The sequence below is a fragment of the Viridibacterium curvum genome (genome assembly GCF_039544165.1).
Taxonomy (GTDB): Bacteria; Pseudomonadota; Gammaproteobacteria; order Burkholderiales; family Rhodocyclaceae; genus Viridibacterium; species Viridibacterium curvum.
The window spans coordinates 128,296-151,740 of record NZ_BAABLD010000005.1 but is presented as its reverse complement, the minus strand read 5'-3'; the positions used below and the strand labels follow the sequence as shown (position 1 = coordinate 151,740).

Sequence of the window (23,445 nt, the reverse complement as noted above, 5' to 3'; positions counted from 1 at the left end):
TCAGACGGTTTCGGCGACGCGACTTTCGACGCTGCTTCCCACCATCAGCGCCCACCACAGCGCCACCGTCGGGTGCTCGGCCAGCTGCACGAAGCTGAGGTTGGCACCGGCGCGCTTCCAGCGCTCCAGCAGGCTCATGAGGCGGATGGAGTCGAGGCCGGCGTAGAGCAGGTTGTCGTCGAGACCGAGGTCGGACTTGGGCATCTCCAGCATCTTTGCGACCTCGGCATGCAGGGCGTGCATGTCGGCGGGCAGCTCATCGGGCAGCGCCACACCGAGGTCGGTGAGCACCTGTGCCGTGCTGCGCACGACGCCGGCACGCTGCGCCACGTATTCGAGCGCCTTCACGTGCCAGTCGGCCGAGAAGTCGGCCAGCGCATCGCCGACCATCACGGGCTGGATGTCGCGCATGAAGGCGTCGACGCAGGTGACCTGGCAGCCGATATGCGCATACACACCGCACACGATGAGCTGGTTACGGCCCTGCGCCTGCAGGCGTTCGAGCAGGTCGCTGCGCACGAAGGCGCTGTAGCGCCACTTGTCGAGCACGGTGTGCGCTGCGCGCGGCGCGAGTGCGGCGATGATGGGCGCGCCCTCAGGCTTGGCAGGCAGGCCCGGGCCCCAGAATTCGTTGAGCAGCGCGCGGTCTTCAGCCGGCTGCACGGGCGGCTGTGCTGTGTAGAAGACGGGAATGCCGGCTGCGTCGCAGGCATCGCGCAGGCGCAGTGCGTTGGCGACGAGTTGCGGGATCGGCGCAGCGCTCGCGTCGTAGAAGTCGATGAAGTACTGCTGCATGTCGTGGATCAGCAGGGCTGCGCGCTCGGGGGCGACCTGCCAGTCAACACGGTTGGCGGGGAAGCTCGCGGCAGCGGGCATGGGGTAAGTGGCGATACGGGGAATGGCCATGATTACTCCGATTCAGGATTTCAGTTTTGCCGTCATTCCCGCGAGCGCTGGAAAACTCGCGGGCATCCAGTGACTTTGCGAGGGACATTAACGACGCTGGATTCCCGCCTTCGCGGGAATGACGATGTTTGTGGTGGTTCCGCTAGACATTCGCGGCAACGAGCTTGGCGCTCACCCGCTCGCGCAGCGCGCGCTTGTCGATCTTGCCGACGCCGGTCTTGGGGAATTGCGCGATGAACTCGATGCGGTCGGGCAGCTTGTATTGCGCCAGGCCGCGTTCGCGCATGAAGCGTGCAATCTCCATGGCGCGCGGGGCCTCGCCACGCGGCACGATGAAGGCGCAGCTGCGCTCGCCGAGGTAGGCATCGGGCATGGCGACAACTGCAGCATCGAGCACCGCCGGGTGCGCTAGCAGGTGGTTCTCCACCTCCTCGGCCGCCACCTTGTCGCCACCGCGATTGATCTGGTCCTTGTCGCGCCCTTCGACGACGAGGTAGCCGCCGGGCAGCTTCCGCACGATGTCACCGGTGCGGTAGAAACCGTCGTGCGTGAAAGCGCGTGCGTTGTGCACATCGGCGCGGAAGTAGCCACGGATGGTGTACGGCCCACGCGTGATGAGGTGGCCAGCTTCGCCAGCGGGTACGTCGCGGTCATCATCGTCGACGATGCGCACTTCGTCGTCGGGCGAAATCGCGCGGCCCTGTGTGCCGACGACCAGCGCTTCTTCATCGTCGAGGCGCGTGTAGTTCACCAGGCCTTCGGCCATGCCGAACACCTGCTGCAAACGGCAACCGAGCAAGGGCGTGATACGACGCGCGGCTTCGTCGCTGAGACGCGAACCACCGACCTGCAGCAGTTGCAGTGACTCCAGCTCGTGACGACGCATTGCAGCGGCTTCCATCCACACGATGGCCAGCGGCGGCACCAGTGCAGTGATGGTCACGCGCTCGCGTGCGATCAGCGGGAAGGCCGTGTCAGGGCTGGCATCGGGCGCCAGCACCACGCAACCACCGGCGTACATCACACCGAGGATGCCGGGCGAACTCATCGGGAAGTTGTGCGCGGCAGGCAGGGCGCAGAGGTACACGCTCTCTGCGCTGAGGCCGCAGATATCGGCACTGGCGCGCACGCTGTAGAAGTAGTCGTCGTGCGTACGCGGGATGAGCTTGGGGCGACCGGTGCTGCCGCCGGAGAGCTGCAGGAAGGCAAGCGCGGATGCGTCGGGCTGCGGGAAGGCTTCTATCGTGTCGGTGTCGTCGAAGACGTTGTCGAAGGAGATGAACTCGGCGGCATCGCCGACAACGATGACGCGCATAGCCGGGCAGGCTGCGCGCACGGCTTCGTCGACCAGCACTTCGCGCGCCAGCGTACGGTAGTCGAAACCGCCACTGCTCGCGGCGATGACGTAGGCCTTCGCTTCGGTGAAGCTGCAGAAGTAGGCAATCTCGCTGCGACGATGTGCGGGTAGTGCAAACACCGGTTGCGCGCCGAGGCGGAACAGTGCGAACACCGTCAGCACGTATTCGCCGATGTTGGGCAGTTGCAGGACGACGCGATCACCCGCCGCGATGCCGCGCTGACGCAAGCCGGAGGCAAGGCGGTCGACTTCTTCGTCGAGCATGGCGTATGTCCAGCGGCGCGTGCCGCACACGAGGGCGGTGCGCTCGGCATGCTTCTGTGCGCTGTCGCGAAGCAGCTTGTCGAGCGGCTCGCCACGCCAGTAACCGGCGGCGCGATAACGCTCGGCGAATTCGGCGGGCCAAAGGGTGAGGTCTGCGCCCTCGTTGCGCGAAGAATTGTTCGCCGCACTCATGACAGACGCTCCGGTCGCGCATCGAGGTCGCTGCTGTCCAGCCCCATTGCGCCGAGCATGGTGCGCAGCTTGGCAGCCGTTTCGGCCAGTTCGAGCGCCGGGTCGGAGCCCGCAACGATGCCGGCACCTGCGTAAAGCGTCGCCGAGGTTTCACCGACTTCGGCGCAGCGGATCGTGACGGCCCACTCGCCATCGCCCAGCGCATTGCACCAGCCAACGAGGCCGGTGAAGAAGCCACGGTCGAAGCCTTCGGCGCGCTGGATGAATTCGCGCGCATCGGCTGTCGGGTATCCGCACACGGCCGGCGTGGGATGCAGGGCCAGTGCGAGTTGCAGCGAAGTGGTCGACAGGTCGATGAGCTCGCCTTTCACCTCGCTGGAGAGATGCCACATGGTGGGCGTGGAGACCAGGGACGGGATGCGCGGCACGACGAGGTCGCGGCAGAACGGGCGCAGGGCCTCGGCCACGGCGTCAACCACCAGCGCGTGCTCGTGCAGATCCTTGGCCGAACGCAGCAGGCCTTCGGCACGGCGCGCGTCTTCATCGGGATCGCTGCTACGCGGGATCGAGCCGGCGAGCGGATTCGACAGCACCTGGCTGCCACGCCGCGCGAGCAACAGCTCGGGGCTGGCGCCGACGAGGCTGCGACGCTCGTCGCCCGCATCGGGCAGTGGAATCGCGTAGGTGTAGCCGCGCGGATTGCGGCTCGCCAGCCCGCGCAACAAGGCGGGCAAAGCCAGCTCTGCGTCGATGCGCAGCGAACGCGACAGCACGACTTTCTGCAGCTCGCCCGAAGCGATGCGGCTCAAGGCATCGCGCACATTCTGCTCATAGGCCTGCGGGCACGGCAGGCTCAGCGCCGGCACGCGCTGCAGTGCTACTTTGCTGCCGCCTCCCCCCGGGCTCATCAGGCTACGCACGCTGCCCGCCAGCTCGAAATGCTCGGGCACGAACAGATGCGGCGCCGCGTCGGGCAGGAAGGGAATCGCACCGATCAGCAAGCCTGCGTGGCCGGCCTGGCTGGCCTGGCGCAGGAAGAGTGCCGCGCGCCCGGCCAGGTTGTCGGCGTCCCCCTCTGGCAGGCAAGCCGCCACACCGTGGGCGAGCAAAGTCTGTCCGGGTGAGGCGAACAGACAGGCGTCGCTGCCGTAGTGGTTGAACAGGGCCTGCGGGCCGGTGGGAGCGGGAAAAACGGACTGGGGGGCTTGCTGCACCGCAAAGCCAGAGCCCAGCGCCTCCCCTTGTGAATAGCTCATGAGAACCTCCTGAGGAGCGTCGACAAAATGCCGACTGTCAGAACGCACGGGGAGCTGGGGATAGCCTGGCTGCCGTTTCAAAACAGAACGAATGCTAGCACTTGTTGCGAATGATTCGCAATAACTTGAAAACAGAATCTCTTTGCGGCACCATCGCGCCCGCACCCAGGCAACACCCCAGGCTCGCGAAACCCGCACCAGAAATGGCTCTCCGCCCAACCTGCCGATCCGGCACGGTCTTCTGACGCGGCCACCCTCACCCCCTGGTAAGAACGCCATGCAGACGACACCTGACACCTCCAGCCCGGCCATTGCTGAGGCTGCTGTGCCCCCTCCCCAAGCCCGAGCAGCCCTCCCCGCGAGCTTGCAAAATGAGATCCCTGCACGCCAGCTGATCGCCCTGATCGCCGCGCTGCAGTGCACCTACATCCTCGACTTCATGCTGGTGCTGCCGCTGGGGCCGGACCTCGCCGCTGCACTCGGTTTCCACGCCAACCAGGTCGGCTGGCTCACCGCTGCCTACACCCTCGCCTCACTCGCAGCGGGCCTCGTCGCCGTGCCCCTGCTCGACCGCTTCGACCGCCGCCACGCCCTGCTCGCCTGTCTAGCGGGTCTCGTACTCGCCATCCTCGCCAGCGCTGCCGCGCAGGATCTGTTCACCCTGCTGCTCGCGCGCGCCGCGGCAGGTCTGTGCGCCGCGCCCACCATCGCCACCGGCATGGCCATCCTCATCGACCACACACCACCACCCCAGCGCGGCAGCGCCATCGCAAGGGTCATGGTCGGCTTCTCGCTCGCCACCATCGGGGGCATCCCCTTTGCGCTGGAACTTGCTGCGCGAGCCGGCTGGCAGGTGGCCTTTCTTGTTGTTGCAGTGCTCGCTGCGCTCGTTGGCGTTGTCGCTTCACGGCTGCTGCCAGCACAACGCGCACACCTCACTCAGCGAGCGGCCGGTGCTCCGCGTCCGTCACCTCTCGCGTTGCTCAAACGCCCGAGCGTGCAGCTGGCCAGCCTGCTGCAAGGCCTCAACCAGTTCGCCGCCTTCCTCGTCATCCCCAGCTTCTCGGCCTTCTACCTGCTCAACCTCGCCTTCCCGCGCGAACAGCTGAGCCTGCTCTACCTCGCCGGTGGCGTCACAGCGCTATTCGCGATGCAGCTCGCCGGCCGCGCCACCGACAAGCGCGGCCCATGGCGGCCAGTGAGCATCGCCAGCGCCTGCTTCTGCGTAGGCCTGCTGCCCTTCCTCGGCATCCAGGCCTTGCCCATCACGCTGTGCTTCGTGCTGTTCATGGCTGGCAACGCTGCACGCAACATCTGCTTGGCCGCCACGCTGAGCCAGATACCCGCCCCGCCCGAACGCGCCGGCTTCATGGCCCTGATGAAGATGGTGCAGGACCTTGGGGTGACGCTCGCCACTGGCATGGCTGCACTGCTGCTCGGCAACGCCGATGGCCCGCTGACGCACACGACGGAGCTGGCAGCATTGACTATGCTGGGTGGGGTGGGGGTGTTAGGCTTGCTGGCGCATTTGCAGAAAAAGTTGCAAACAGCATAATGCGGTGATTGAAGAGGGGCGCTGCTTTTGGCAGCGCTTCAATCGAACCCACATGGGCACAGTGGCGCCGCATTGCCAAAACCGCTTACCGAGAAGAAGGGGAAGTCATGGGAAAGCCACAAAACAACACCAGCGGGAGAATGACCGGCTTAACAAGCAACAGACCCTCTCCTTACACTCGCAAGCCACCTTCCAGCACCCCACCCAGGAATCCAGTTCGCATCCTTTTCTGGAATGTTCAGAACTGCAATCCCATGGCAGCAGAACAAGATGGCAGCAAAAACGCTTCGATACAAGCTGCCTTGTTAAGGCAGAACGTCGACCTGCTGGCTTTTTGCGAAGTTGGCGACAAGACGCTGGATCACATCGAGATAGAAACACTGCGCGCCGCCCTGGTGCTGGAAAAGAAAACAAGGTTTCAACTGCCGTCCCTTCCATTCGACCCAGCGCAAGCGGCCGGATTCAAGCATCAACCGAACTCCAGAAGGGAGTTTGCGTTCTCCAGCTCCAAGGACACGATCGCAGCAAGCGCCTCAACCATGGCAAACATTACAAATGCATGCCAACAGATGGATCAGCATGACTTTGCCAGCTCAATGCAGTCATCTCCGCAAATCAATTCTTCATTGAAAGGCCAAGTATCCGAAATCCTTCGGAGGTTCCCTTACTGGGAATCCATAGACTCGGATCAGCACAACAGAAACTATTTGATTCTCTCCCGAAGAGGTTTCAAAACGACACAGATTGAGGTTGATGTTGCCAGCGCGAAGCGGAACATTGTTCGTCTTGATTTGGGTGATAGAGCGATCTACGTAGTCCACGCACCGGCGTTCGCCAAGGGAGGAGCAGAGACAGTCAAGCAGCTGGGGAGCTTGGTGGCGAATGACCCCTTGCCCGCTTCGGCGATAGGTGACTTCAACATCGACAAGGAAGAATTTGACGCCGAAGTAAGCGAGAACCCGCATCAGTACCCACAGTTTCATTCTGGAGAGGTCTCGGCAGTTGCACCAGAGGCTGGCTCATCACCGACGACGTATCAGAGGCAATTTCATCGATACAAGGGAACAATTGAAAAGTACGTCTCTTGCACTCAACAAAGTGGCGGAACACTGGACTATGCAGTCACATCACAGTCCATGCAGGTTGATGCCGAAATCAGCATAGGACCAGGCGCCTTTTCTGACCACGCCGCCATCGTTTTTGAAATGGATATTGTGTGATCAAATGACCTGATTTTCAGCAATCAGGAGCCCCCATGAGCAGCTACGTCGAAGGCGCATTGGTCAAGGACGAGAGGATCATCCACCTCGGTCACATCAGCCTGTGGTCGATCTGGCATCTCATTGCACTGGGTGTGGTACTGCTACCCGCCTTCGGCATTGGTCTGATCTTCCTGGCCGTTGCTTACGTACGCTACAAGACCACGGAACTGGCGATCACCACCCGGCGCGTCATCGTCAAGTCCGGCTTCATCCGCCGCAGCACGGTCGAGATCAACATCAACAAGGTCGAGAGCATCCAGGTCGATCAGGAAGTGCTGGGACGCATCTTCAACTTCGGCACCCTGATCATCTCCGGCGCAGGGAGCCCGCAAGCGCCGATCACAGGCATTTCGAATCCGATGGAATTCCGCAAGGCGTTCATCGAGGCGCAGGATCTGGCGAAGCCGGAGGCGTGATACTCGTCCGACCATGATTGATCAAACAAAAATTCTGGCTTTTGCTGTATTCGAACTGCGGGTTTTGTTGGCTGGCCATCTTGGTAATGAAGCTAGCAGCGAACCACGTGTTCGCGCAGCAGCTCATCTTGCCTATGCACTTCATAATCATGCGCTGGACGCCCTCGACGGCAAATCGTTTGACGTGGCAGACGCCATGTCTGCCATCGCCAGAGTCGATGAAGTGTTTGGCGAAAATTTCACGCAGCAACTTGTAGAAGCGACAAATCGAGCTGCGTAATCACTAACGCCCGTACAGTCCGGGGCAGAACGTTACATCCGCCCCTCTCCCAGCCCTAACGCCCCCTCCCCCCAGGGTGAGGGCGGCCGGAGACCGGGAGAGGGAAAATGGTGCGTCACCAAAGCCTTTGTCATGATGTGATCAGGCCTCCACAGCCTGCCCCTGCAATACGGTAACCAGGCTTGCCTCTGCTGCACTTTCCGCCAGCCCCCTCACCCACCCCAGCAAATCCGCATGCAACACCTCTAGCCGCTCCTCACTGTACGCATTGGGGTTGGCTTCGGTACGCAACTGCCATTCCGCGTTCAGCACAAACGCACTGATGTTGAGATCCTTCACCGGCCCGGCGCTGATGGGTTCGATGCGACTCTGCAGCCCCGCGAATGAAGCGCTGCGGTCAAAGGGCAGCAGGTTCACGGCCTGGTTGAAGCAGTGCTTACCTTGCGCCATAAGGCCGAGGTCCATGCGGATCCAGCCATAGCGGTAGTAGGCGTGCTGGCGGATGCCACGCATGGCGGTGGCGATCTGTTGGCTGAGGCTCTGCATGCTGTCGTCAGGGCCGATGCGCAGGCTCAGCGGCACGATGTTCATGGCCATGCAGGGCACGCCGATGGCGGGCGTGCCGAGACGGTTCATGACGGGCAGGCCAAAGGTAAGTTCGCGCTGGCCGGATTGTTTAGCCAACCATGAGCCGATGGCGGCGAGCATCCAGTTGCCCCAGTCCTGCCCGCAGCGTTTGGCAGCGTCGCGCAGGGTGTCGATCTCGCTGTGGCTGAGGCGCGTGTCGCAGCGATGCAGGTCGTCGGAAAACGCGGCAGGCGCTGCGATGGTGGCCGGTGGTGGTGCGTCCTGCATCGTCGCGAGCCAGAAGGCCTTGTCCTTGTCGAAACCACCGTTGGCTTTGTAGGTCTGTTCGGCTGCGGTGATTTTTTCGAGTGACCAATCGGGGAGTGCAGGCAACGACTGTTGCGTGACGCGTGCGCTGTAGCGCTCGGCGATGGCCTGGCAGACGAGGCTGTAGCCGAAGCCGTCGAGCGCGATGTGGTGGACCTGCAGATACCAGAGCCAGGTGTTGTCGGCGATCTGCAGCACGGCGCTGCGGTAGAGGATGTCGCGGCTGGGGTCGCAGAGAACGGCGAGCGAGGCGTCTATCCACTGGCGTGCAGCTGCGCGCGGGTCGGGCTCGGCGCGGAAGTCATGCAGGGCGATCGGCGGCGTGGCGGGCGTGAGGGGGTGTTGCCAGAGCGTGCCCTCGTCCGACTCGAAACGACGATGCAGGCTGTGGCAGTTGTCGAGCACTTCGACGACGGTGTCGGAGAGTGCGGCGAGGTCGAGTGTGCCGCGCAGTTCGATGGTCTCGGCGGTGAGCATCGCCGGGCTCTCGGGCGCCATCTGCTGGGCGATCCAGATGCCGAACTGGGCGGTGGTGGTGGGCTGGCGGGGTTGCTGAGTTGTGGTCATGTAGAAACCTTTGTGTCATTCAACGACGCTGGATTCCCGCCTGCGCGGGAATGACGGCAAGTTCGTAGGGTGGGCACGGTGTGCACACGCGGTTGCGGTGCGTTCGTTGATTACGCGTGGGCTCACCGAGCCCACCCTACAGCTCCCCTCTCCCGTAAGCGGAAGGGGGTTGGGAAGAGAGCTGATTGAACAGCGACGAACCTCCCTCTCCCGGCGCTTCGCGCCACCCTCTCCCGCCTTGCAGGGGGAAAAGCACTAAGGTGCGAACGCGAATTCAACGACACGCCTTGCGCCGTGCAACAGCATGTCGTGATGGTCATGCCCGGCTACGCTTTGCGATTCGAGTTGCAGCTTGTCGAGCTTTGCGTCGCCAAGCTGCTGCGCGAACAGCCGCGTGTTGTCGACCATGGCACGACTCTGCAAACGTTGCTTCGCTTCGGGTGAGGCGAAGCGTTCGGGGTATTGCTCGTCCATGCCGACGGTTACCATCACGCGTGTCGGTGCAGCGAGGCGCATGGCGGGCAGGCGTTGCGACAGCTGCCTGAGCGTGAAGCTCTCGCCGAACCACAGCGAAGGACTGGCGGCCCAGTAGCGCTGGAAGTGTTGTGGCGCCGTCGTGAGGGTGTGCAGTGCGAACAGGCCGCCGTAGGAAAAGCCGAACAGGGTGTGGCGCTGCGGGTCCATGGCGAAGTGCCTGGCGATGAGGGGGCGCAGTTCGAGTGTGAGGAATTGCAGGAAGGCGTCGGCACCGCCATGGCGTGGCGACAGTGCGTCGCCGGTCTTCGTACCCGCCGGCAGTGCGGGGGTGTAGTCGAGGGCGCGGCCGTTGACGTCGATGATCTGGCCGTTGGTGTAGCCGATGGCGACGACGAGGCCGGCGGGTTCGTCACCGATCTTGGCGAGGTACTGCGGGCTGTCAGTCGGAGACGCCGGGCGCGGACGCATGTACTCGGTGATGGGGAAGCTGGCGAGACCGTCGAGCATCCACAGCGTGGGGTATCCGCTGGCCGGTGCGGGCTTGTGCGGCATGCCGACGAGGATGCGGTAACGCTGGCCGGTGTGCTTCGAGTCGAGCTCGAAGCTGAGCGTGCGCGACAGCTGGCCCGGCTGCCAGTCGGCAGGCACGGCGAAGTTCGGTGCGGCCAGTGCAGTTTGGGGAGCGGCCGCTGTTTGCGCTTGGACTGGCTGGGTGATGAGCATGCTGAGTCCGATGAGGAAAGCACTGCGGATCAAACGATTCAGGGGTAAAGGCATGGCGTGTAGTGGGTCAGAAAATTCGCTGTCACAAATGAGGGGCGGCCCCCGCACCCGGCGCTTCGCGCCACCCTCTCCCGCAAGGGCGAGGGTTACAGAGCCCCTCTCCCTTGTGGGAGAGGGGTTGGAGTGAGGGAACGAGACCGGGAGTCCCACACCTTCAAATCGCCCTAGCCCGCCCGCGCCACAGCGCTGGGGCATTGCCCGAAGTGCTTGCGGAAGGCGGTGGCGAAGTTGGCGGCGCTGCTGTAGCCGGCGAGCTCGGCGGCCTGCGCGACGCTGAGTCCGTCGCGCTCCAGCGCAACGCGGGCGGCGTCGAGGCGGCGACTGCGTAGCCAGGCGACGATGCTCATGCCCTGCACTGCGCGGAACTGCTGTTGCAGCGAGCTGGCGTTGAGGCCGGCGTGGCGCGCAATGGCGGCGAGATCCAGTTCGTCAGCGGTACCGGCCTGCAGGCTGGCGTCGAGCCATTCGCAGAGGTCGGCGATGCGCGCACGCATGCGAGGCGCGATGCCATCCGCATTAGTTGGTGCCGCAAACAGGTCGGCAAAGCTCTCGGTGATGAGTGCGAGCGCACGGCTTTCGAGGTGGAGCTTGTGCAGGGGATTGCTGTGGCCGGTCGTGGAGAAGACCGGCGGATGGATCATCTGCTGCGCGATGGCGACAGCACGCGTGCTGGGCCGCCAGTGGTGTACGGCGAGGTGTTTCTGGCGGAATGCCGCGAGACCACCGACATCGAGCCCGCTGGCTGCGAGCCACTCGGGACTCATTGTGATGACGACCTTGCGCTCGTGGCGACCACGCCGTGAGTGGCGCACGAACTGTTCGGGTGCTGCCAGTGCCACCAGCGCACCGTCGGGCTGGCCTGTGCCACCCAGGCTGACCGGCTGGCTGCCGAAGCGCGCCTGCGCCTCGCCCGCGACCAGCACGATGAGGCTGAGCCCGGGCTGCAGCGTGGCCTCGGTGCGCATGTCGTAGAGGTCGACGACGTCGACGCATTTGCAGCGTAGACCCTCGCGCAGGTTGTCCGCGCGGAAGTGGCCGGACAGCACCGAGACGTCGCTCGCGACATCGGGCTGGTCGATGCGAAAACCGATGCTGCGCGGCGTGATGGCGGCCATCAACTCACCACGATTGATGCTGGCTGGCGGAACAAAGCCCTTGCCGGACAAGGGCTTGAGCATGGTTTGGCGGGCATGCAATTGCAAAGCTTTCTCCTGCAAACAACTTCCTGCCTTGCGCAAAGGCAGTCGCGAAGTGGTGTGCGGATAATAGCGCCAAAACCCGCTAATGCAAATCATTCTCATTCCGAAACGAGGGAGTACCTGATGAATACCGCCACCACCGCTCGCCTGCCGGCGCTTCGCGTCACCACCCTGAGCGCCCTGCTCGCCGCGCTGTTCAGCAGCGGCACCTTTGCACAGGAAGCGACCACGCCCGCCGTCACTGTGCAGGGCAAGCGTGCCGAAGGCACGACCGAGGGCTACAACGACGGCACCGTCAACGTAGGCGGCAAGGGTGAAACCTCGATCAAGGAAACGCCACAGCCGGTGAGCGTGGTAACGCGCCAGCGCATGGACGACCAGAACATGGTGCGCCTCGAAGACCTCGCCCGCCGCACCACCGGCATGCTGGTGCTGGCCAATGACCAGGGACGCTCGTCGACCTACGTGCGCGGTTACGAGCTCGACTCCTTCCTCATCGACGGCCTGCCCGCGCCGCTGTCGAGCATCTATGGCACGCAACCTGACCTGGCGATCTTCGAGCGCGTTGAAATCCTGCGCGGCCCCGGCGGGCTCTACAGCGGCTTCGGCGAACCCGGCGGCGCAGCCAACATGTATCGCAAGCGCGGCCAGAGCAAATTCGCCGCCAGTGGCTCGCTGGCCTACGGCTCGTGGGACGCCAAGCGCGGCGAGGTCGACGTCACCGGCCCGCTGACTGAAGACGGCAAGGTGCGCGGCCGTGCGGTTGGCGCGTATCAGCAGAAGGACTCGTGGGTGAACGTGAACAAGAACGAGAACGGCGTGGGCTATGCCTCGCTGGAATTCGATCTGGCACCGCGCACCAGCCTGTCGGTCGGCGGCTTCAGCTCGATGAGCAAGGTGACGCCCTTCAACGGCCTGCCCTCCAAAGCCAACGGCGAACTGCTGGACGTGGACCGTTCGACCTTCATCGGTGCGAACTGGAACCGCTTCGAGAACCAGATCAATGAAGGCTTCGGCGAGCTGGTGCACAAGCTCGATGGCGGCGGCCAGATCAAGGCAGGTCTGCGCTATGCCGACCGCGACGTGAACTTCAAGTACGCCTATGCCAACAGCGCAGTGAATGCCGCCGGCAACGTGACGCGCACCGCCATCGCACGCGACTACAAAGAGAAGTCGCTCGCCACCGACCTGCACCTCAACCAGCCGTTCAAGCTGTGGGGCCTGCAGCAGAACGTGATCGTCGGCACCGACTACCGCCAGTACGACCAGACCACACAGTCCGGCACACTCACCGTCACCGGCACCACCAACGTCTACAACCCGACCTACGACTGGCCCGAACCCGCCACCACCTACAGCACGCGCACCAACGTCAAGCCCGAACAGTACGGCCTCTACAGCAACCTGCGCATCAAGCCCTGGCAACCGCTGACGCTGATCGCCGGTGCACGCCTGTCGCGCTACAAGAGCATCACCACCAACCTCGTCAATGGCGCCACCACAGAGCTGAGCCTGCCGACGCAATTCACACCTTACGGTGGTCTGGTATTCGACATCACCGACAACTGGTCGACCTTCGCCAGCTACACCTCGATCTTTCAGCCGCAGACCAACCTCGATGCCAGCGGCAAAGTGCTGGACCCGCGCACCGGCAACAACATCGAAGCCGGCGCGAAGGGCGAACACAAGGGCGGCCTGCTGACCACGCAGTTCTCGGTGTTCCGCCTGCGTGACAAGAACCGCGCCGTCGCTGTGCCCAGCACGGCCTACTTCGAAGCCAGCGGCGAAAACGAGGTGCAAGGCTTTGAAGTCGAAGTCGCCGGCAAACTCGCCAAGGGCTGGGACGCCAGCATCGGCTACGCCTACACCGAGAGCGAAGTCATCTCCGCCGCAGCCGGCGCCAGCGGCACGACCTTCTCGACCGTCACGCCGCACCACAACGTGACGGTGTGGACGCGCTACGACGTGCAGGACGGTGCGCTCAAGGATCTTTACGGCGGCGGCGGCCTGCGTGCGATGAGCAGCTACTACACCGCAGGCACGGGCTACCGTATCGAGCAGAAGGCTTTCTACCTGGTCGATGCGCTGCTGGGCTACAAGGTCACGCGCAACGTGGATCTGTCGCTCTCGATAAACAACCTGTTCGACAAGAAGTACTACCAGCGCGTCGGCGGTACCACGGTGTTCAACTTCTACGGCGAACCGCGCAGCCTGTGGCTGAAGACCGGGCTGAAATTCTGATTGGCAACAACGCGTGGGCACACCGTGTCCACCTTGATGCCTTGCCAAGCTGATGCACACGTGGCGGCCGGTTGAAACCGGCCCTACCCACCCGGCACGACTTGCCCCTGTACGTACGGATTCATCCGCACAACCCCACGCCGCAAACCGCCAGACATCACTACATGAAAAGGCTCTTCTACAGCCTGCTGCTGTTGTCACAAATGAGCGTCTGCCATGCCGCAACGGTCACGCTGCCACGCGCAGAGCAGTTCGAGCTGCGCGCTGCAACGACAGACAATCAGCCGGGTCCACGCTACCGCATCCTCGTCGCCCTGCCCGATGGCCCAGCCCCGGCGGGCGGCTACCCGGTGGTCTACGTACTCGACGCCGACCTCGTCTTCCACAGCGTCGTCGAAACCCTACGCCTGCAATCGCGCCGGCCGCTCGCGACGGGTGTATTGCCCGCACTGGTCGTCGGCATCTCCTACCCCGAGGAAGACGACGTGATCCTGCGCCGAGCGGTCGACTACACGCCGACGCCGGCCGCACAACCCGCAGCCGATATGAGTGCCACGATGCGCAGTGCGGGGGGCGGTGCGGACCGCTTCCTCGACTTCATCGACAAGACGTTGCGCCCCACCATCGCGCAGCGCTACGCGACCAACCCGAACCATCAGGTGCTGTTCGGCCATTCCCTCGGCGGCCTGTTCGCACTGCATGCCTTGTTCAATCGGCCACAGAGCTTCACGCACTACATCGCTGCAAGCCCTTCGTGGTGGTGGAACGACAAAGTCATGGCGACAGAAGAATCCGCCTTCCGCCGGCAGCCAGACGCAGCACGCGGCCGCGCCTTGCTACTGACCGTAGGCGAATTTGAACAAAGCCCGAGTCGCTTCTCCGACAACATGCCAGGCGGTATCGCCACACTGACGCGCCGCGCGATGGTCGACAACGTACGCGCCCTCTCTGGTCGCCTCATCACCATGCCGGGCATGCGCGTCAAAGCACTGGAGCTCACTGGCGAAAACCACCTCTCCAGCCTGCCGCAAGCCATCAACCGTGGTCTGCGCTTCGCACTCGAACCCTGAAATTCCCCAAGGTGCATGACATGAAACTTCTGCTCACAACCCTGCTGTGCCTGCTCTCGCTCGCAGCAAGCGCACGCACTGTCACTGACCTCGCCGGCCGCAGCGTAACGCTGCCGGACAAGATCGGCCGTGTCGTGCTCGGCGAAGGCCGCTTCATGGTGGCACTGGCAATCCTGGAAGGCGCCGACCTGCCCTCGCGCATCGTTGGCAGCATGGATGAGTTCAGCCGCCTGGACCCGGATGGTTATGCGCAGTACCTCAAGCGCTTCCCCGAGCTGGCGCAGATACCGCGTGTGGGCCAAGCATCGGCCGACAGCTTCAGCCTGGAGAAGACACTCTCGCTGAAACCACAGCTGGCCATCTTCGGCCTTGGTGGCCATGGCCCTTCACCGAAGGATGAGACCCTGCTCAAGGGCCTGCAGGCAGCGGGCGTACCCGTGGTGTTTATCGACTTCCGCAATGACCCGCTGGTCAATACACCGCGCAGCATGCGTCTGCTGGGTCAGGTACTGGGTCGCGAGCGTGAGGCCGAGGCTTATCTGCGCTTCTACGAAAGCGAACTGGCGCGCGTGACGGATGGGCTGCGCGGCCTGCCGCGCACGCGCGTGTTCCTGGAGAGTCGTGTCGGCCTGCGCGAAGAATGCTGCGAGACCATGGTGCGCGGCATGATGGGGCGCTTCATTGATGCTGCGGGTGGCGAGAACGTCGCACGCGAGCTCGTCCCCGGTGAGGTTGGCCAGGTCAGCGCGGAATACCTGCTCACCCACCAACCCGACGTCTACATCGCGACGGCCATCGGCAATCGCACGACGGTGCAAAGCGGCCCACAACGCATCCAGATGGGCGCCGGCATCAGTGCGGCCGATGCTCAAGCGTCTCTCGCACGCCGCCTGCAGGGCATGCCTGTTGCGGCGCTTACTGCCGTGAAAGCCGGCCGCGCACATGCCGTGTGGCATCACTTCTACGACTCGCCGCTGAACGTCGTTGCGGTGCAGGCCTTCGCCAAATGGCTGCACCCTGAACGCTTCGCAACACTGGACCCGAACGCCACGCTGCGCACGTTGTACGAGCGCTTCCAGCCGATTCCACTCAACGGGGTGTACTGGAGCTCGGCGCGCTGAAGGCCAAGCCCCCTCGGTTCCCTTAGTTCCCTCGGTCCCCCCATCCACCGCCAGCAACGCCCAGCCAGCCATGACAGTCATTGCCCACACGCCTCCACACATCACAGGCCCGCTCGCCAGTGCCTATGCCCGCATCCGCATGCGTCGCATCGCCCTGCTCGTCCTTCTGGGCCTGCTGCTCACACTGAGTTTGCTTGCCGACGTCGCCACAGGCCCAGCCGGGCTCACGCTGTCGCAGGTCGCTGCAGGACTCGTCAACAAACAATCGCTCGACGCGGCGACGCAGGTGATCCTGTGGGACCTGCGCCTGCCCACCGCACTGATGGCAGTCGTCGTCGGTGCCGCACTGGGCCTTGCCGGTGCCGAGATGCAGACCGCGCTCGGTAACCCGCTGGCCAGTCCGATGACGTTGGGTATCAGCGCCGCGGCCACCCTGGGCGCCGCCGTGGTGCTGATCATCGACCCGGTGATCGCGACGCAGCTGGGCGCCAACCAGGCCGTGAGCCTTGGCGCCTTCCTCTGCGCCGCCGCCTGCGCGCTATTGGTGCAGGGCCTCGCGCGCATGCTGGGCGGCAGCTCGGGCGCCATCGTGCTGTTCGGCATCGCCATGTCATTCGCGATCAATGCGCTGGTGTCGGTCATCGAATTCATCGCCGAAGCCGGATCGCTGCAACAGGTGGTTTTCTGGGCCATGGGCTCGCTGTCACGCGCCGACTGGCCCAAGCTCACCGTGGTGGCAGTCGTATTGAGCGTCTGCCTGCCCTGGGCCATGCGCAGCGCCTGGGCGATGACGGCGCTGTGTTCGGGTGAAGAACAGGCCCGCTCGCTGGGCATTGCCGTCGAGCGTCTGCGCCTCGTCACCCTGCTGCGCGCCAGCCTGCTGGCTGCGGTCGCGGTGGCCTTCGTCGGCGCCATCGGCTTCATCGGCTTGGTCGCGCCACATGTGGCGCGACTGCTGCTGGGGGAAGACCATCGCTACTTCCTGCCCGGTGCCGCGCTGTCCGGCGCACTGGTGCTGTCACTCGCCTCCATCGTCTGCAAGAACGCCGTGCCCGGCCTCGTCATTCCGGTCGGCATCGTCACGGCTCTGGTCGGTGTGCCGTTGTTCATTGCGCTGATCCTCGTGCAGCGGAGGTCGCTATGAGTCAAATGAGACGCGCCACACTGAGTGTCACAGGCTTGCACGCGGGCTATCGTCGCCGCGCCGTGCTCAAGGGGCTGGATCTCGCACCGGTGACTCCCGGCAGCCTCGTCGCGCTGCTGGGCGCCAATGCCGCGGGCAAGTCCACCTTGCTGCGTACGCTCGCAGGCCAGTTGCGCGCCAGTGCAGGCACTCTACAACTTGGCGGGCACGATCTCGCACGACTCGATGCCCACACGCGTCGCGGCCTCGTTGCCTACCTGCCACAAAGTCTGCCAGCCGCCAGCGCGCTGTTTGCATGGGAGGCTGTCAGCACAGCCTGCAACGCTGCCCACCCCGGCAAGTCGACGAATTCGCGCGAAGCCATGACCGAAGCCGTGTTCCAACGTATGGGCATCGAAAGGCTCGCCCTGCGCCGCATGGGCGAACTGTCTGGCGGCCAGCGCCAGATGCTGGGCCTCGCCCAGGCGCTCGTGCGGCAAACGCCGCTGCTGCTACTCGACGAACCCACCAGCGCGCTCGATCCGCGCTGGCAGCTCGAAGTACTCAACGTGATCCGCGAAGATGCCCTCGCCCGCGAGGCTATCGCCCTGATCGTGGTGCACGACCTCAACCTCGCCGTACGCTTCTGTGACCGAGTGGTGGTGCTCGACGATGGTCGCGCGATTGCCGACGGCGCACCAGCCAGCGCATTGAGTCCGGCCATCCTGCGTCAAGCCTATGGCATTGCGGGTCGCATCGAGCATTGCTCGCAAGGCCACCCCATCGTCATTGCCGATCACGCCCTGCCGCGCACAACTTACGGAGAAATCGCATGATCCAGTTGCAAACCCGCTTCGCCGCCGCTGAGCCCGGCAAGATGATCCTCAAGCTGTGCAAGCACTTCCGTCACAAGGTTCCGACGGTGTTCGACGCAACGCGCGGCGAGGTCGACTTCCAGCCTGGACGCTGCGTGCTGAGTGCAGAAGTCGATGCGGTGCATGTCTACATCGAAGGCGCCGACAACAAGGAGATCGGCCGCATGCAGTACGTGCTCGACGACCACGTTCGCCGCTTCCTGCGTGCCAGCACCCTGGTGCTGCACTGGAGCGAGGCACAGGCGGACACCACCGCGCCGCGCGCCTGAGCGAGGCCCCATGCAGAGAGCTCTGCGTGCCATTGCACTGCCACCCGACGTGCCGCAAGGCGTGGAGGTGTGGCATCTCGATACGCGGCGCCCGGATCTGTTGCACGCGGCGCTGAAGCTGCTCAGCGAGAACGAGCTCGCACGCCATCATCGCTACATGGACCGCGCTACCGCCCTGCGCTTCGCGCTGACACGCGCCACATTGCGCATGCTGATTGCCGACCGGACAGGCCGCAAGGCGGCCGAGCTGAGCTTCGACTACGGCCACCACGGCAAGCCGCAGCTCGCTGATCCTGAAAGCTCCTTGCACTTCAGCGTCTCGTACAGTGGGCAGCACACCTTGCTGGCGTTGTCGGACAAATATCAGATAGGCGTGGATATCGAAAACAGCCAGAGTCCGCGTGTACTCGCCAGCCTCGCGCAGAAGCTGTTGTCGTCACGCGAGAAGTCGTGCTGCCCCGATTTTTGCAGTGAGCACTTTCCACGCTTGTGGACGGGCAAGGAGTCGGTGATCAAGGCCTGGGGATGGGGCAGCGACGATCCGATCAGCGTCCTGTCGGTATTGCCGGGCAAGGGGCTTCGCTATGTCATCCGTTACGACGACACGCCTGTCACGCAAACACGCGCCTGGACGCTGAATGTGATTTCGGGCCATGCCGCAGCGCTGGCCCTGTCGCGCCAGCCGCTGGGCAGCCAGCCTGCGACGGTAGTTCTCAGTCGAGCTTGACCAGGGCGCTGGCTGGCAGATCCTGCCGTGGATGTGTCAGCGTCCAGCCACCGTCACCGTAGCGCAGCTGGTTGAGCAGCTTGAGGAAGTTGGGATCCTTCGTACCCGTCTTTACGGCAAAGTGCTCAAGATAGTGACGCGCGGTTTTGGCGTCGCGCAGCTGAATGTAGAGCATGCCCAAGGTGAAGCTGGCCTCGATCACGCCCGCATCGTGGGCACGCTCAAGGTATGGCAAAGCATGGCTGCTGCCCCCCTCGAACTCGGTATAGAAACTGCCCAGCAGGTATTGCAGACGGGCGTTGTCAGGCTCTCCGCGCAAGGCACGGCGCAGTTGCTCGAAAGCACGCGCCCCGGCGGCCTCATAGCCCATGCGCCACGCCAGGGTGTTCCAGTGCCCGGCTAGCTGCAGCAACTCGGTCGGTGCATTGGCGGCACGGGTCGGTTTGTCGAGTGCGTCACTCAGACTGCGTGCATCCTTTGCGGCCAAATCACGCTCAGCCTTGTTGTCGAAGCGAGGCGGCATGCGGCTGGCGTGCGGCGAAAGGCTTTCGACAGCCGCGCTCAAGCCACCCAGGTAAATGGTCGGCGCGGGACCTTCGACCACATCTTCCAGCACCAACGGCTTGTAGGGCTCGGCGCGCAGTGCGGGGGCGGCTGAAAGGGACAGGGCGGCCAGAAGCGAGAGGGCGAGTCGTTGCGGCAGTGTCTTCATGGATGAAATGGTGCTTCAGGAATGGGAGCTGGATCGGGATTGTGCTGACGGCTTGTTGTCAGAAGTCGTATTGAAGCGGATGCGCTCTTCAGGACGTCGCAGCCAGTGATCGAGCAGGTCCATGCAGCTCTCGCGCGTAGCTGGCCCCACCTGTTGCGATTGGGCGATGCATTGCATCTGGCGGCAAACGGCGGCCGACACACGTTCCTCGCATTCCAGGCACAACTCGCCGTCTACATAAACACGCAGCAGGCGCAGGAGGTTGGCTACAGCACGGTCGGCGGGGTTCGCGTGGGAAGACGGCGAGGTCATGGTCGGGTCCTGCTCGGTGAATGGGGCATGAATGCGCCAGCACTGGCGTCTGGCAGGCTTGATCATGTTGGGCAGGCCTAATATTAAACAAGAATGATTCTCAATACAACACTGCGGGTGTGCCACGGAAAACCGCAATTTCCATCAGGTCGCCTGGACGGCATTCTCCGACCATGCCAAGTCAACAAAATCCACGCCACGCCTGCTTCGACAAGGCGAGATGGACCGGAAATCGATTACGGGATTCGCCCGAAGGAGACCACATGAAGCACCCAAGCAAGAGCCTGTTGTTCGCCAGTCTGCTGGCCATCGCAGGCTGCGCAAGCCAGCCCGAAGCCCCTGTTGCAGCCCCCGCCAAGGCAGCCTCGGCTGCCGTTGCCGCCAACCTGGCCGGCAGCGTCGTGGCGGGCAGCAACGTGCAGGTCTTCGATGCCAATGGCGCGGCGCGTAGCGCCAAGGCCAACGCGCAAGGCGGCTACACCCTGAGCGCCGATGGCTTGAGTGCCCCGCTGCTGCTGGTGGCCACCACGCCCCAGGGCAAGCAGTACCTCGCTTACGTTGCCAGCGTCAAAGCAGGTGCCAACGTGGTGAACGTGAATGCACTGACCGACCGCATCGCGTCCGACGTGGCGCAGGAAGCCAGGTTCAAGGGCCCGGTGGGCCTCGCAGCCTCGGCCAGGGCCCCTGCCGTGCCGGCCGCCAAGCTGCAGGAGTCGGTCGCTTCGCTGCGCAAGTCGCTGGCCCCGGCGCTGAAGGAGATCGGCTTGTCGGCGGAGAGCTTCGACCCCGTGACGGCAGCTCCGAGTGCCGGCCTGACCGAGCTGCTGGGTGTGGTGACCTACAACCGCGGCTACAACTCGGCGAGCGGCGAACGCGGCGAGACCAGCCTCTACGATCCGTACTACCGCGAGATCACGCCCTTCGCGCCGTTCAGCCTCAAGCAGGCGCAAGCGGACCTGAAGGAGATCAACGCACCGGACACCGTACGCGTCTTTGTGGCCGGCGATTCGACCGGCAGCAATTACGACCCCGAGCATGCGCCGCGCATGGGCTGGGGGCAGGTCTTCGATCGCCAGTTCAAGGCCGGCAGCAAGGTGCGCACGGTCAATCTCGCACAGTCGGGCCGCAGCTCGCGCAGCTTCATCGAGGAAGGCTGGTTCGACATGATTGCCGCCAACATCCGCAAGGGGGACTACCTGCTGGTGCAGTTCGGCCACAACGACGAGAAGTGCGGCTATGAGCCGCCGCGCCCGGCCCCTGCGCGCGATGTCATCGACATCAAGGGTCTGTGCACCTACCCGGGGGCACCGGTGGCAGGCATGGGCGCGGACATGTCGTTCCAGCGCACGCTGGAGAAGTACATCGCGATGGCGCAGAAGGTTGGCGCAACGCCCGTGCTGATCACGCCGGTAACGCGCCGCAGCTTCAAGGGCGGCAGCATCAGCGGCACCACCCACACCTGGGGTCAGGGCAAGTTCCCGGGCGACTATTCGCAGACCATCCGCGACACCGCCGCAGCCAACAAGGTGCCGCTGGTTGATCTGGACAAGAAGAGCATGGACTTCTTCAACAAGATCGGTGAGTCGGGTTCGCTGGACTACTACCTCGCGGTCGACGTGGCGAAGTACCCGTTCTACGTCGGCAAGACCGGCGCACGCGACAAGCCCGACAACACGCACTTCCAGGAGCGTGGTGCCGAAGCCGTCGGCGGCCTGGTGGCCGAAGGCCTGCGTGAAAACAAGCTGCCCGTTGCCAGCCTGCTGAAGTAAACCGGGCCGTAAAAGAGAGGGCCAGTCAGCGCATGCTGACTGGCCCTTTTCATTTCATTCCTGCTCTTACGAACCCTTCTTGAGGTACGCAGCGAGATCCGCTTCGAAGCGCTGACGGGCCGCAGGGTTGTCGATCTCGGCAGCCATCTCCTTGACGAGATCGCTCGCGGATGGCGAGGTGCGCTGAGCGGCGTCGACCAGCGCTGCGGCCAGCGGGCCCAACTCGTCGGCAAGGCGGCGCTTGATGTAGTGCAGCAAGGCCGCATCCCCCGAGGCGACGGCATTCTGCTTGATCACGGGCAGGACGAATCCCGCGTCAAAGCGGATCTCGACGAGGCCGTCCATGCCCTCAACCCCCGGCACATCGGCGAGGCGCAGCGGCGATTGCGCCCAGGTCGCCACGTGCGCGGCGAACTCGCGCGTGCCGTACAGACCATCGAGGTCACCGAGACGACGCACGAAGCTCTGCATTGATCGGATCGCTGAGCCGACGTAGCTCTTGCGCCCATCGGCCTCGTTGATGAAGACCACGCCGTGGTGTGCGAGCAGTCGCACCAGCGCAGTCGGGTGCAGGCCAAGCAACTCATCCATCGCAGCAGACAGACGACGCAGCGTCGGCGCGACGGGGTGCTCTGGTGTGGCCACCAGATGCAGCTGGATACCTGTATTGAGAACGCCTGCCGCCACGGGGGACCCGAACTGCCGCGCCGCCGTGCCGATGATGCGCTGGAAGTCTCCTTGCTGGACGCTATCCGGCGGCCTGCCGAACAGCACCTCGATGCCGATGACTGCGGTGAGGAACGAGTTCGCCATGAGTCGGCCGGCCTCAGTGACGCAGCAGCTTCATGGCTTTTTCGACGCTGCGCCGCATGCGGTTGAAGGCCCCGTGCAGCTGTCGTATTTCGTCCGCGCCCTTGTCTTCAAACTCGGGAAACTCCATGTTGCCGCGGCTGATTTCGTCACTGATATGGGACACATGTCGGAGCGGTTTGACGACCAGCGCATTGAGCATGAGGTTGAGGATCACGAACAGTGACACGAACAACACAACCAGCATGACGGCAAAGGTCGCGAGGATGGTCTGCGCATTCTTGAGAGGCAATTCGACAGGGACGGTCACAATCTGCGCACCGATCACCTCCTCCATGCGCCAGCCGAATCCATTCACATCGCCGTAGCGTGCGCGCAAGGTCGCCGGCGCCTCGGCAGGCGTGCTGTGGCAAGTGAGGCAGGCCTGGTTCTTGATCGCGATGGGGCGCGCGACGAACAGGAAGCGGCGTCCTTCGCGATCGATCTCGCCGCGGATTTCTGTCTGCTCACCGCCGCGGAAACGCTCGATGACGCGCGACTCCCACTGGCTCGCAAGGTCGCGTGGATTGGTGGGGTTGAGCGCCGCCTCGCGGTAGCTGAAGTCCGGATATTTCTTGCGTAGCCGCTCGAAGGTTTCGATGGCCGAGAATGCCGGCACGGTCTGCGGGAGGAACTCGGTTTCGAGCATGGGATCGAGGTGCGGCTTGATCTGGTCGATGGTGTAACCGCGCACCGACATGGCGGTCTCCATCATCAATGCCGCGCTGCGCTCGACCTCCTGCCGCGCATTCGTCACCAGCAATTGCTCGCTGATCAAGGCACTCACCACGAAGCCGGGTACGAACACGGCCAGCAAGGCCAGGCTGAACTTGGTCCTTATCTTCACAGACACCCCTCCCGTCGATTCATCACTTGCCTGATCCCACCCCGTGATCAGGAAGTGTTCGCACAGCGCTACGTATCGCGTCGCCCGATCAAACGAGCCGGGCGATCATATTGCAGTGCAGC

22 protein-coding genes are annotated in these 23,445 nt (G+C 63.9%); 12 read left to right on the top strand and 10 right to left on the bottom strand.

The features are described from left to right. The 3 genes from ABEA02_RS04870 to ABEA02_RS04860 form a co-directional block, all read right to left on the bottom strand. On the bottom strand, window positions 1-906 hold the full coding sequence (locus ABEA02_RS04870; RefSeq protein ID WP_345531733.1) for an isochorismatase: 906 nt from the start codon (window positions 904-906) through the stop codon (window positions 1-3). 142 nt (window positions 907-1,048) lie between these two features. After that, on the bottom strand, window positions 1,049-2,719 hold the full coding sequence (locus tag ABEA02_RS04865) for a (2,3-dihydroxybenzoyl)adenylate synthase (protein ID WP_345531732.1): 1,671 nt from the start codon (window positions 2,717-2,719) through the stop codon (window positions 1,049-1,051). Beyond that, window positions 2,716-3,975 (bottom strand): isochorismate synthase, encoded by a 1,260-nt coding sequence (locus tag ABEA02_RS04860; RefSeq protein WP_345531731.1) that lies wholly within the window; start codon window positions 3,973-3,975, stop codon window positions 2,716-2,718. Before ABEA02_RS04860 ends, ABEA02_RS04865 begins: the two co-directional genes overlap by 4 nt. Before the next feature lie 364 nt (window positions 3,976-4,339). Between ABEA02_RS04860 and ABEA02_RS04855 the strand changes: the two genes are divergently transcribed. The 4 genes from ABEA02_RS04855 to ABEA02_RS04840 all read left to right on the top strand — a co-directional run bounded on the left by ABEA02_RS04855 (window position 4,340) and on the right by ABEA02_RS04840 (window position 7,488). Further along, a complete protein-coding gene (locus ABEA02_RS04855) occupies window positions 4,340-5,530 on the top strand; it encodes an MFS transporter (protein WP_345531730.1) in 1,191 nt (396 codons plus the stop codon). A gap of 107 nt (window positions 5,531-5,637) precedes the next feature. Then, window positions 5,638-6,750 carry an endonuclease/exonuclease/phosphatase family protein gene (locus ABEA02_RS04850; RefSeq protein WP_345531728.1) on the top strand — a complete coding sequence of 371 codons (1,113 nt, stop codon included), beginning with the start codon at window positions 5,638-5,640 and terminating at the stop codon, window positions 6,748-6,750. Window positions 6,751-6,785: 35 nt separating this feature from the next. Further along, on the top strand, window positions 6,786-7,208 hold the full coding sequence (locus ABEA02_RS04845; protein WP_345531727.1) for a PH domain-containing protein: 423 nt from the start codon (window positions 6,786-6,788) through the stop codon (window positions 7,206-7,208). Window positions 7,209-7,221: 13 nt separating this feature from the next. Further along, window positions 7,222-7,488, top strand: coding sequence for a hypothetical protein (locus tag ABEA02_RS04840; RefSeq protein ID WP_345531726.1), 267 nt, complete (start codon window positions 7,222-7,224; stop codon window positions 7,486-7,488). 141 nt (window positions 7,489-7,629) lie between these two features. On the opposite strand, the gene ABEA02_RS04835 is transcribed toward ABEA02_RS04840, so the two are convergent. From ABEA02_RS04835 to ABEA02_RS04825, 3 genes are all read right to left on the bottom strand, one after another. After that, a complete protein-coding gene (locus ABEA02_RS04835) occupies window positions 7,630-8,949 on the bottom strand; it encodes a condensation domain-containing protein (RefSeq protein ID WP_345531725.1) in 1,320 nt (439 codons plus the stop codon). 255 nt (window positions 8,950-9,204) lie between these two features. Beyond that, window positions 9,205-10,203 carry an alpha/beta hydrolase gene (locus ABEA02_RS04830; RefSeq protein ID WP_345531724.1) on the bottom strand — a complete coding sequence of 333 codons (999 nt, stop codon included), beginning with the start codon at window positions 10,201-10,203 and terminating at the stop codon, window positions 9,205-9,207. Window positions 10,204-10,373: 170 nt separating this feature from the next. Further along, complete coding sequence (locus tag ABEA02_RS04825; RefSeq protein WP_345531723.1) at window positions 10,374-11,411, bottom strand: helix-turn-helix transcriptional regulator; 1,038 nt, start codon at window positions 11,409-11,411, stop codon at window positions 10,374-10,376. Window positions 11,412-11,531: 120 nt separating this feature from the next. On the opposite strand from ABEA02_RS04825, the gene ABEA02_RS04820 reads away from it, so the two are divergent. From ABEA02_RS04820 to ABEA02_RS04790, 7 genes are all read left to right on the top strand, one after another. Then, window positions 11,532-13,649 (top strand): TonB-dependent siderophore receptor, encoded by a 2,118-nt coding sequence (locus tag ABEA02_RS04820; RefSeq protein WP_345531722.1) that lies wholly within the window; start codon window positions 11,532-11,534, stop codon window positions 13,647-13,649. Window positions 13,650-13,813: 164 nt separating this feature from the next. Continuing rightward, window positions 13,814-14,719: an alpha/beta hydrolase gene (locus ABEA02_RS04815; RefSeq protein WP_345531721.1), complete on the top strand. Its 906-nt coding sequence runs from the start codon at window positions 13,814-13,816 to the stop codon at window positions 14,717-14,719. A gap of 20 nt (window positions 14,720-14,739) precedes the next feature. Next, window positions 14,740-15,840 (top strand): ABC transporter substrate-binding protein, encoded by a 1,101-nt coding sequence (locus ABEA02_RS04810; RefSeq protein ID WP_345531720.1) that lies wholly within the window; start codon window positions 14,740-14,742, stop codon window positions 15,838-15,840. A 70-nt stretch (window positions 15,841-15,910) separates the two neighbouring features. Continuing rightward, window positions 15,911-16,984 (top strand): FecCD family ABC transporter permease, encoded by a 1,074-nt coding sequence (locus ABEA02_RS04805; RefSeq protein WP_345531719.1) that lies wholly within the window; start codon window positions 15,911-15,913, stop codon window positions 16,982-16,984. Beyond that, a complete protein-coding gene (locus ABEA02_RS04800) occupies window positions 16,981-17,799 on the top strand; it encodes an ABC transporter ATP-binding protein (RefSeq protein ID WP_345531718.1) in 819 nt (272 codons plus the stop codon). Before ABEA02_RS04805 ends, ABEA02_RS04800 begins: the two co-directional genes overlap by 4 nt. Next, complete coding sequence (locus ABEA02_RS04795) at window positions 17,796-18,107, top strand: DUF2218 domain-containing protein (RefSeq protein ID WP_345531717.1); 312 nt, start codon at window positions 17,796-17,798, stop codon at window positions 18,105-18,107. Before ABEA02_RS04800 ends, ABEA02_RS04795 begins: the two co-directional genes overlap by 4 nt. A 10-nt stretch (window positions 18,108-18,117) precedes the next feature. Then, window positions 18,118-18,834 carry a 4'-phosphopantetheinyl transferase family protein gene (locus ABEA02_RS04790; protein ID WP_345531716.1) on the top strand — a complete coding sequence of 239 codons (717 nt, stop codon included), beginning with the start codon at window positions 18,118-18,120 and terminating at the stop codon, window positions 18,832-18,834. Here the strand turns inward: ABEA02_RS04790 and ABEA02_RS04785 are convergent. Together ABEA02_RS04785 and ABEA02_RS04780 are read right to left on the bottom strand one after the other, a co-directional pair. Next, the gene (locus ABEA02_RS04785; RefSeq protein ID WP_345531715.1) at window positions 18,821-19,546 is read right to left on the bottom strand and encodes a tetratricopeptide repeat protein; all 726 of its coding nucleotides are present in this window, start codon (window positions 19,544-19,546) and stop codon (window positions 18,821-18,823) included. The two genes, ABEA02_RS04790 and ABEA02_RS04785, sit on opposite strands and share 14 nt — an antisense overlap. Before the next feature lie 15 nt (window positions 19,547-19,561). Next, window positions 19,562-19,858: a hypothetical protein gene (locus ABEA02_RS04780; protein ID WP_345531714.1), complete on the bottom strand. Its 297-nt coding sequence runs from the start codon at window positions 19,856-19,858 to the stop codon at window positions 19,562-19,564. Between the two features lie 263 nt (window positions 19,859-20,121). Between ABEA02_RS04780 and ABEA02_RS04775 the strand changes: the two genes are divergently transcribed. Beyond that, the gene (locus ABEA02_RS04775) at window positions 20,122-21,627 is read left to right on the top strand and encodes a rhamnogalacturonan acetylesterase (protein ID WP_345531713.1); all 1,506 of its coding nucleotides are present in this window, start codon (window positions 20,122-20,124) and stop codon (window positions 21,625-21,627) included. A gap of 66 nt (window positions 21,628-21,693) precedes the next feature. Here ABEA02_RS04775 and ABEA02_RS04770 read toward each other — a convergent pair whose 3' ends face one another. Together ABEA02_RS04770 and ABEA02_RS04765 are read right to left on the bottom strand one after the other, a co-directional pair. Continuing rightward, on the bottom strand, window positions 21,694-22,440 hold the full coding sequence (locus ABEA02_RS04770) for a DUF8082 domain-containing protein (RefSeq protein ID WP_345531712.1): 747 nt from the start codon (window positions 22,438-22,440) through the stop codon (window positions 21,694-21,696). A gap of 13 nt (window positions 22,441-22,453) precedes the next feature. After that, window positions 22,454-23,323 carry a Tll0287-like domain-containing protein gene (locus ABEA02_RS04765; RefSeq protein ID WP_345531710.1) on the bottom strand — a complete coding sequence of 290 codons (870 nt, stop codon included), beginning with the start codon at window positions 23,321-23,323 and terminating at the stop codon, window positions 22,454-22,456. Between the last annotated feature and the right edge of the window lie 122 nt (window positions 23,324-23,445).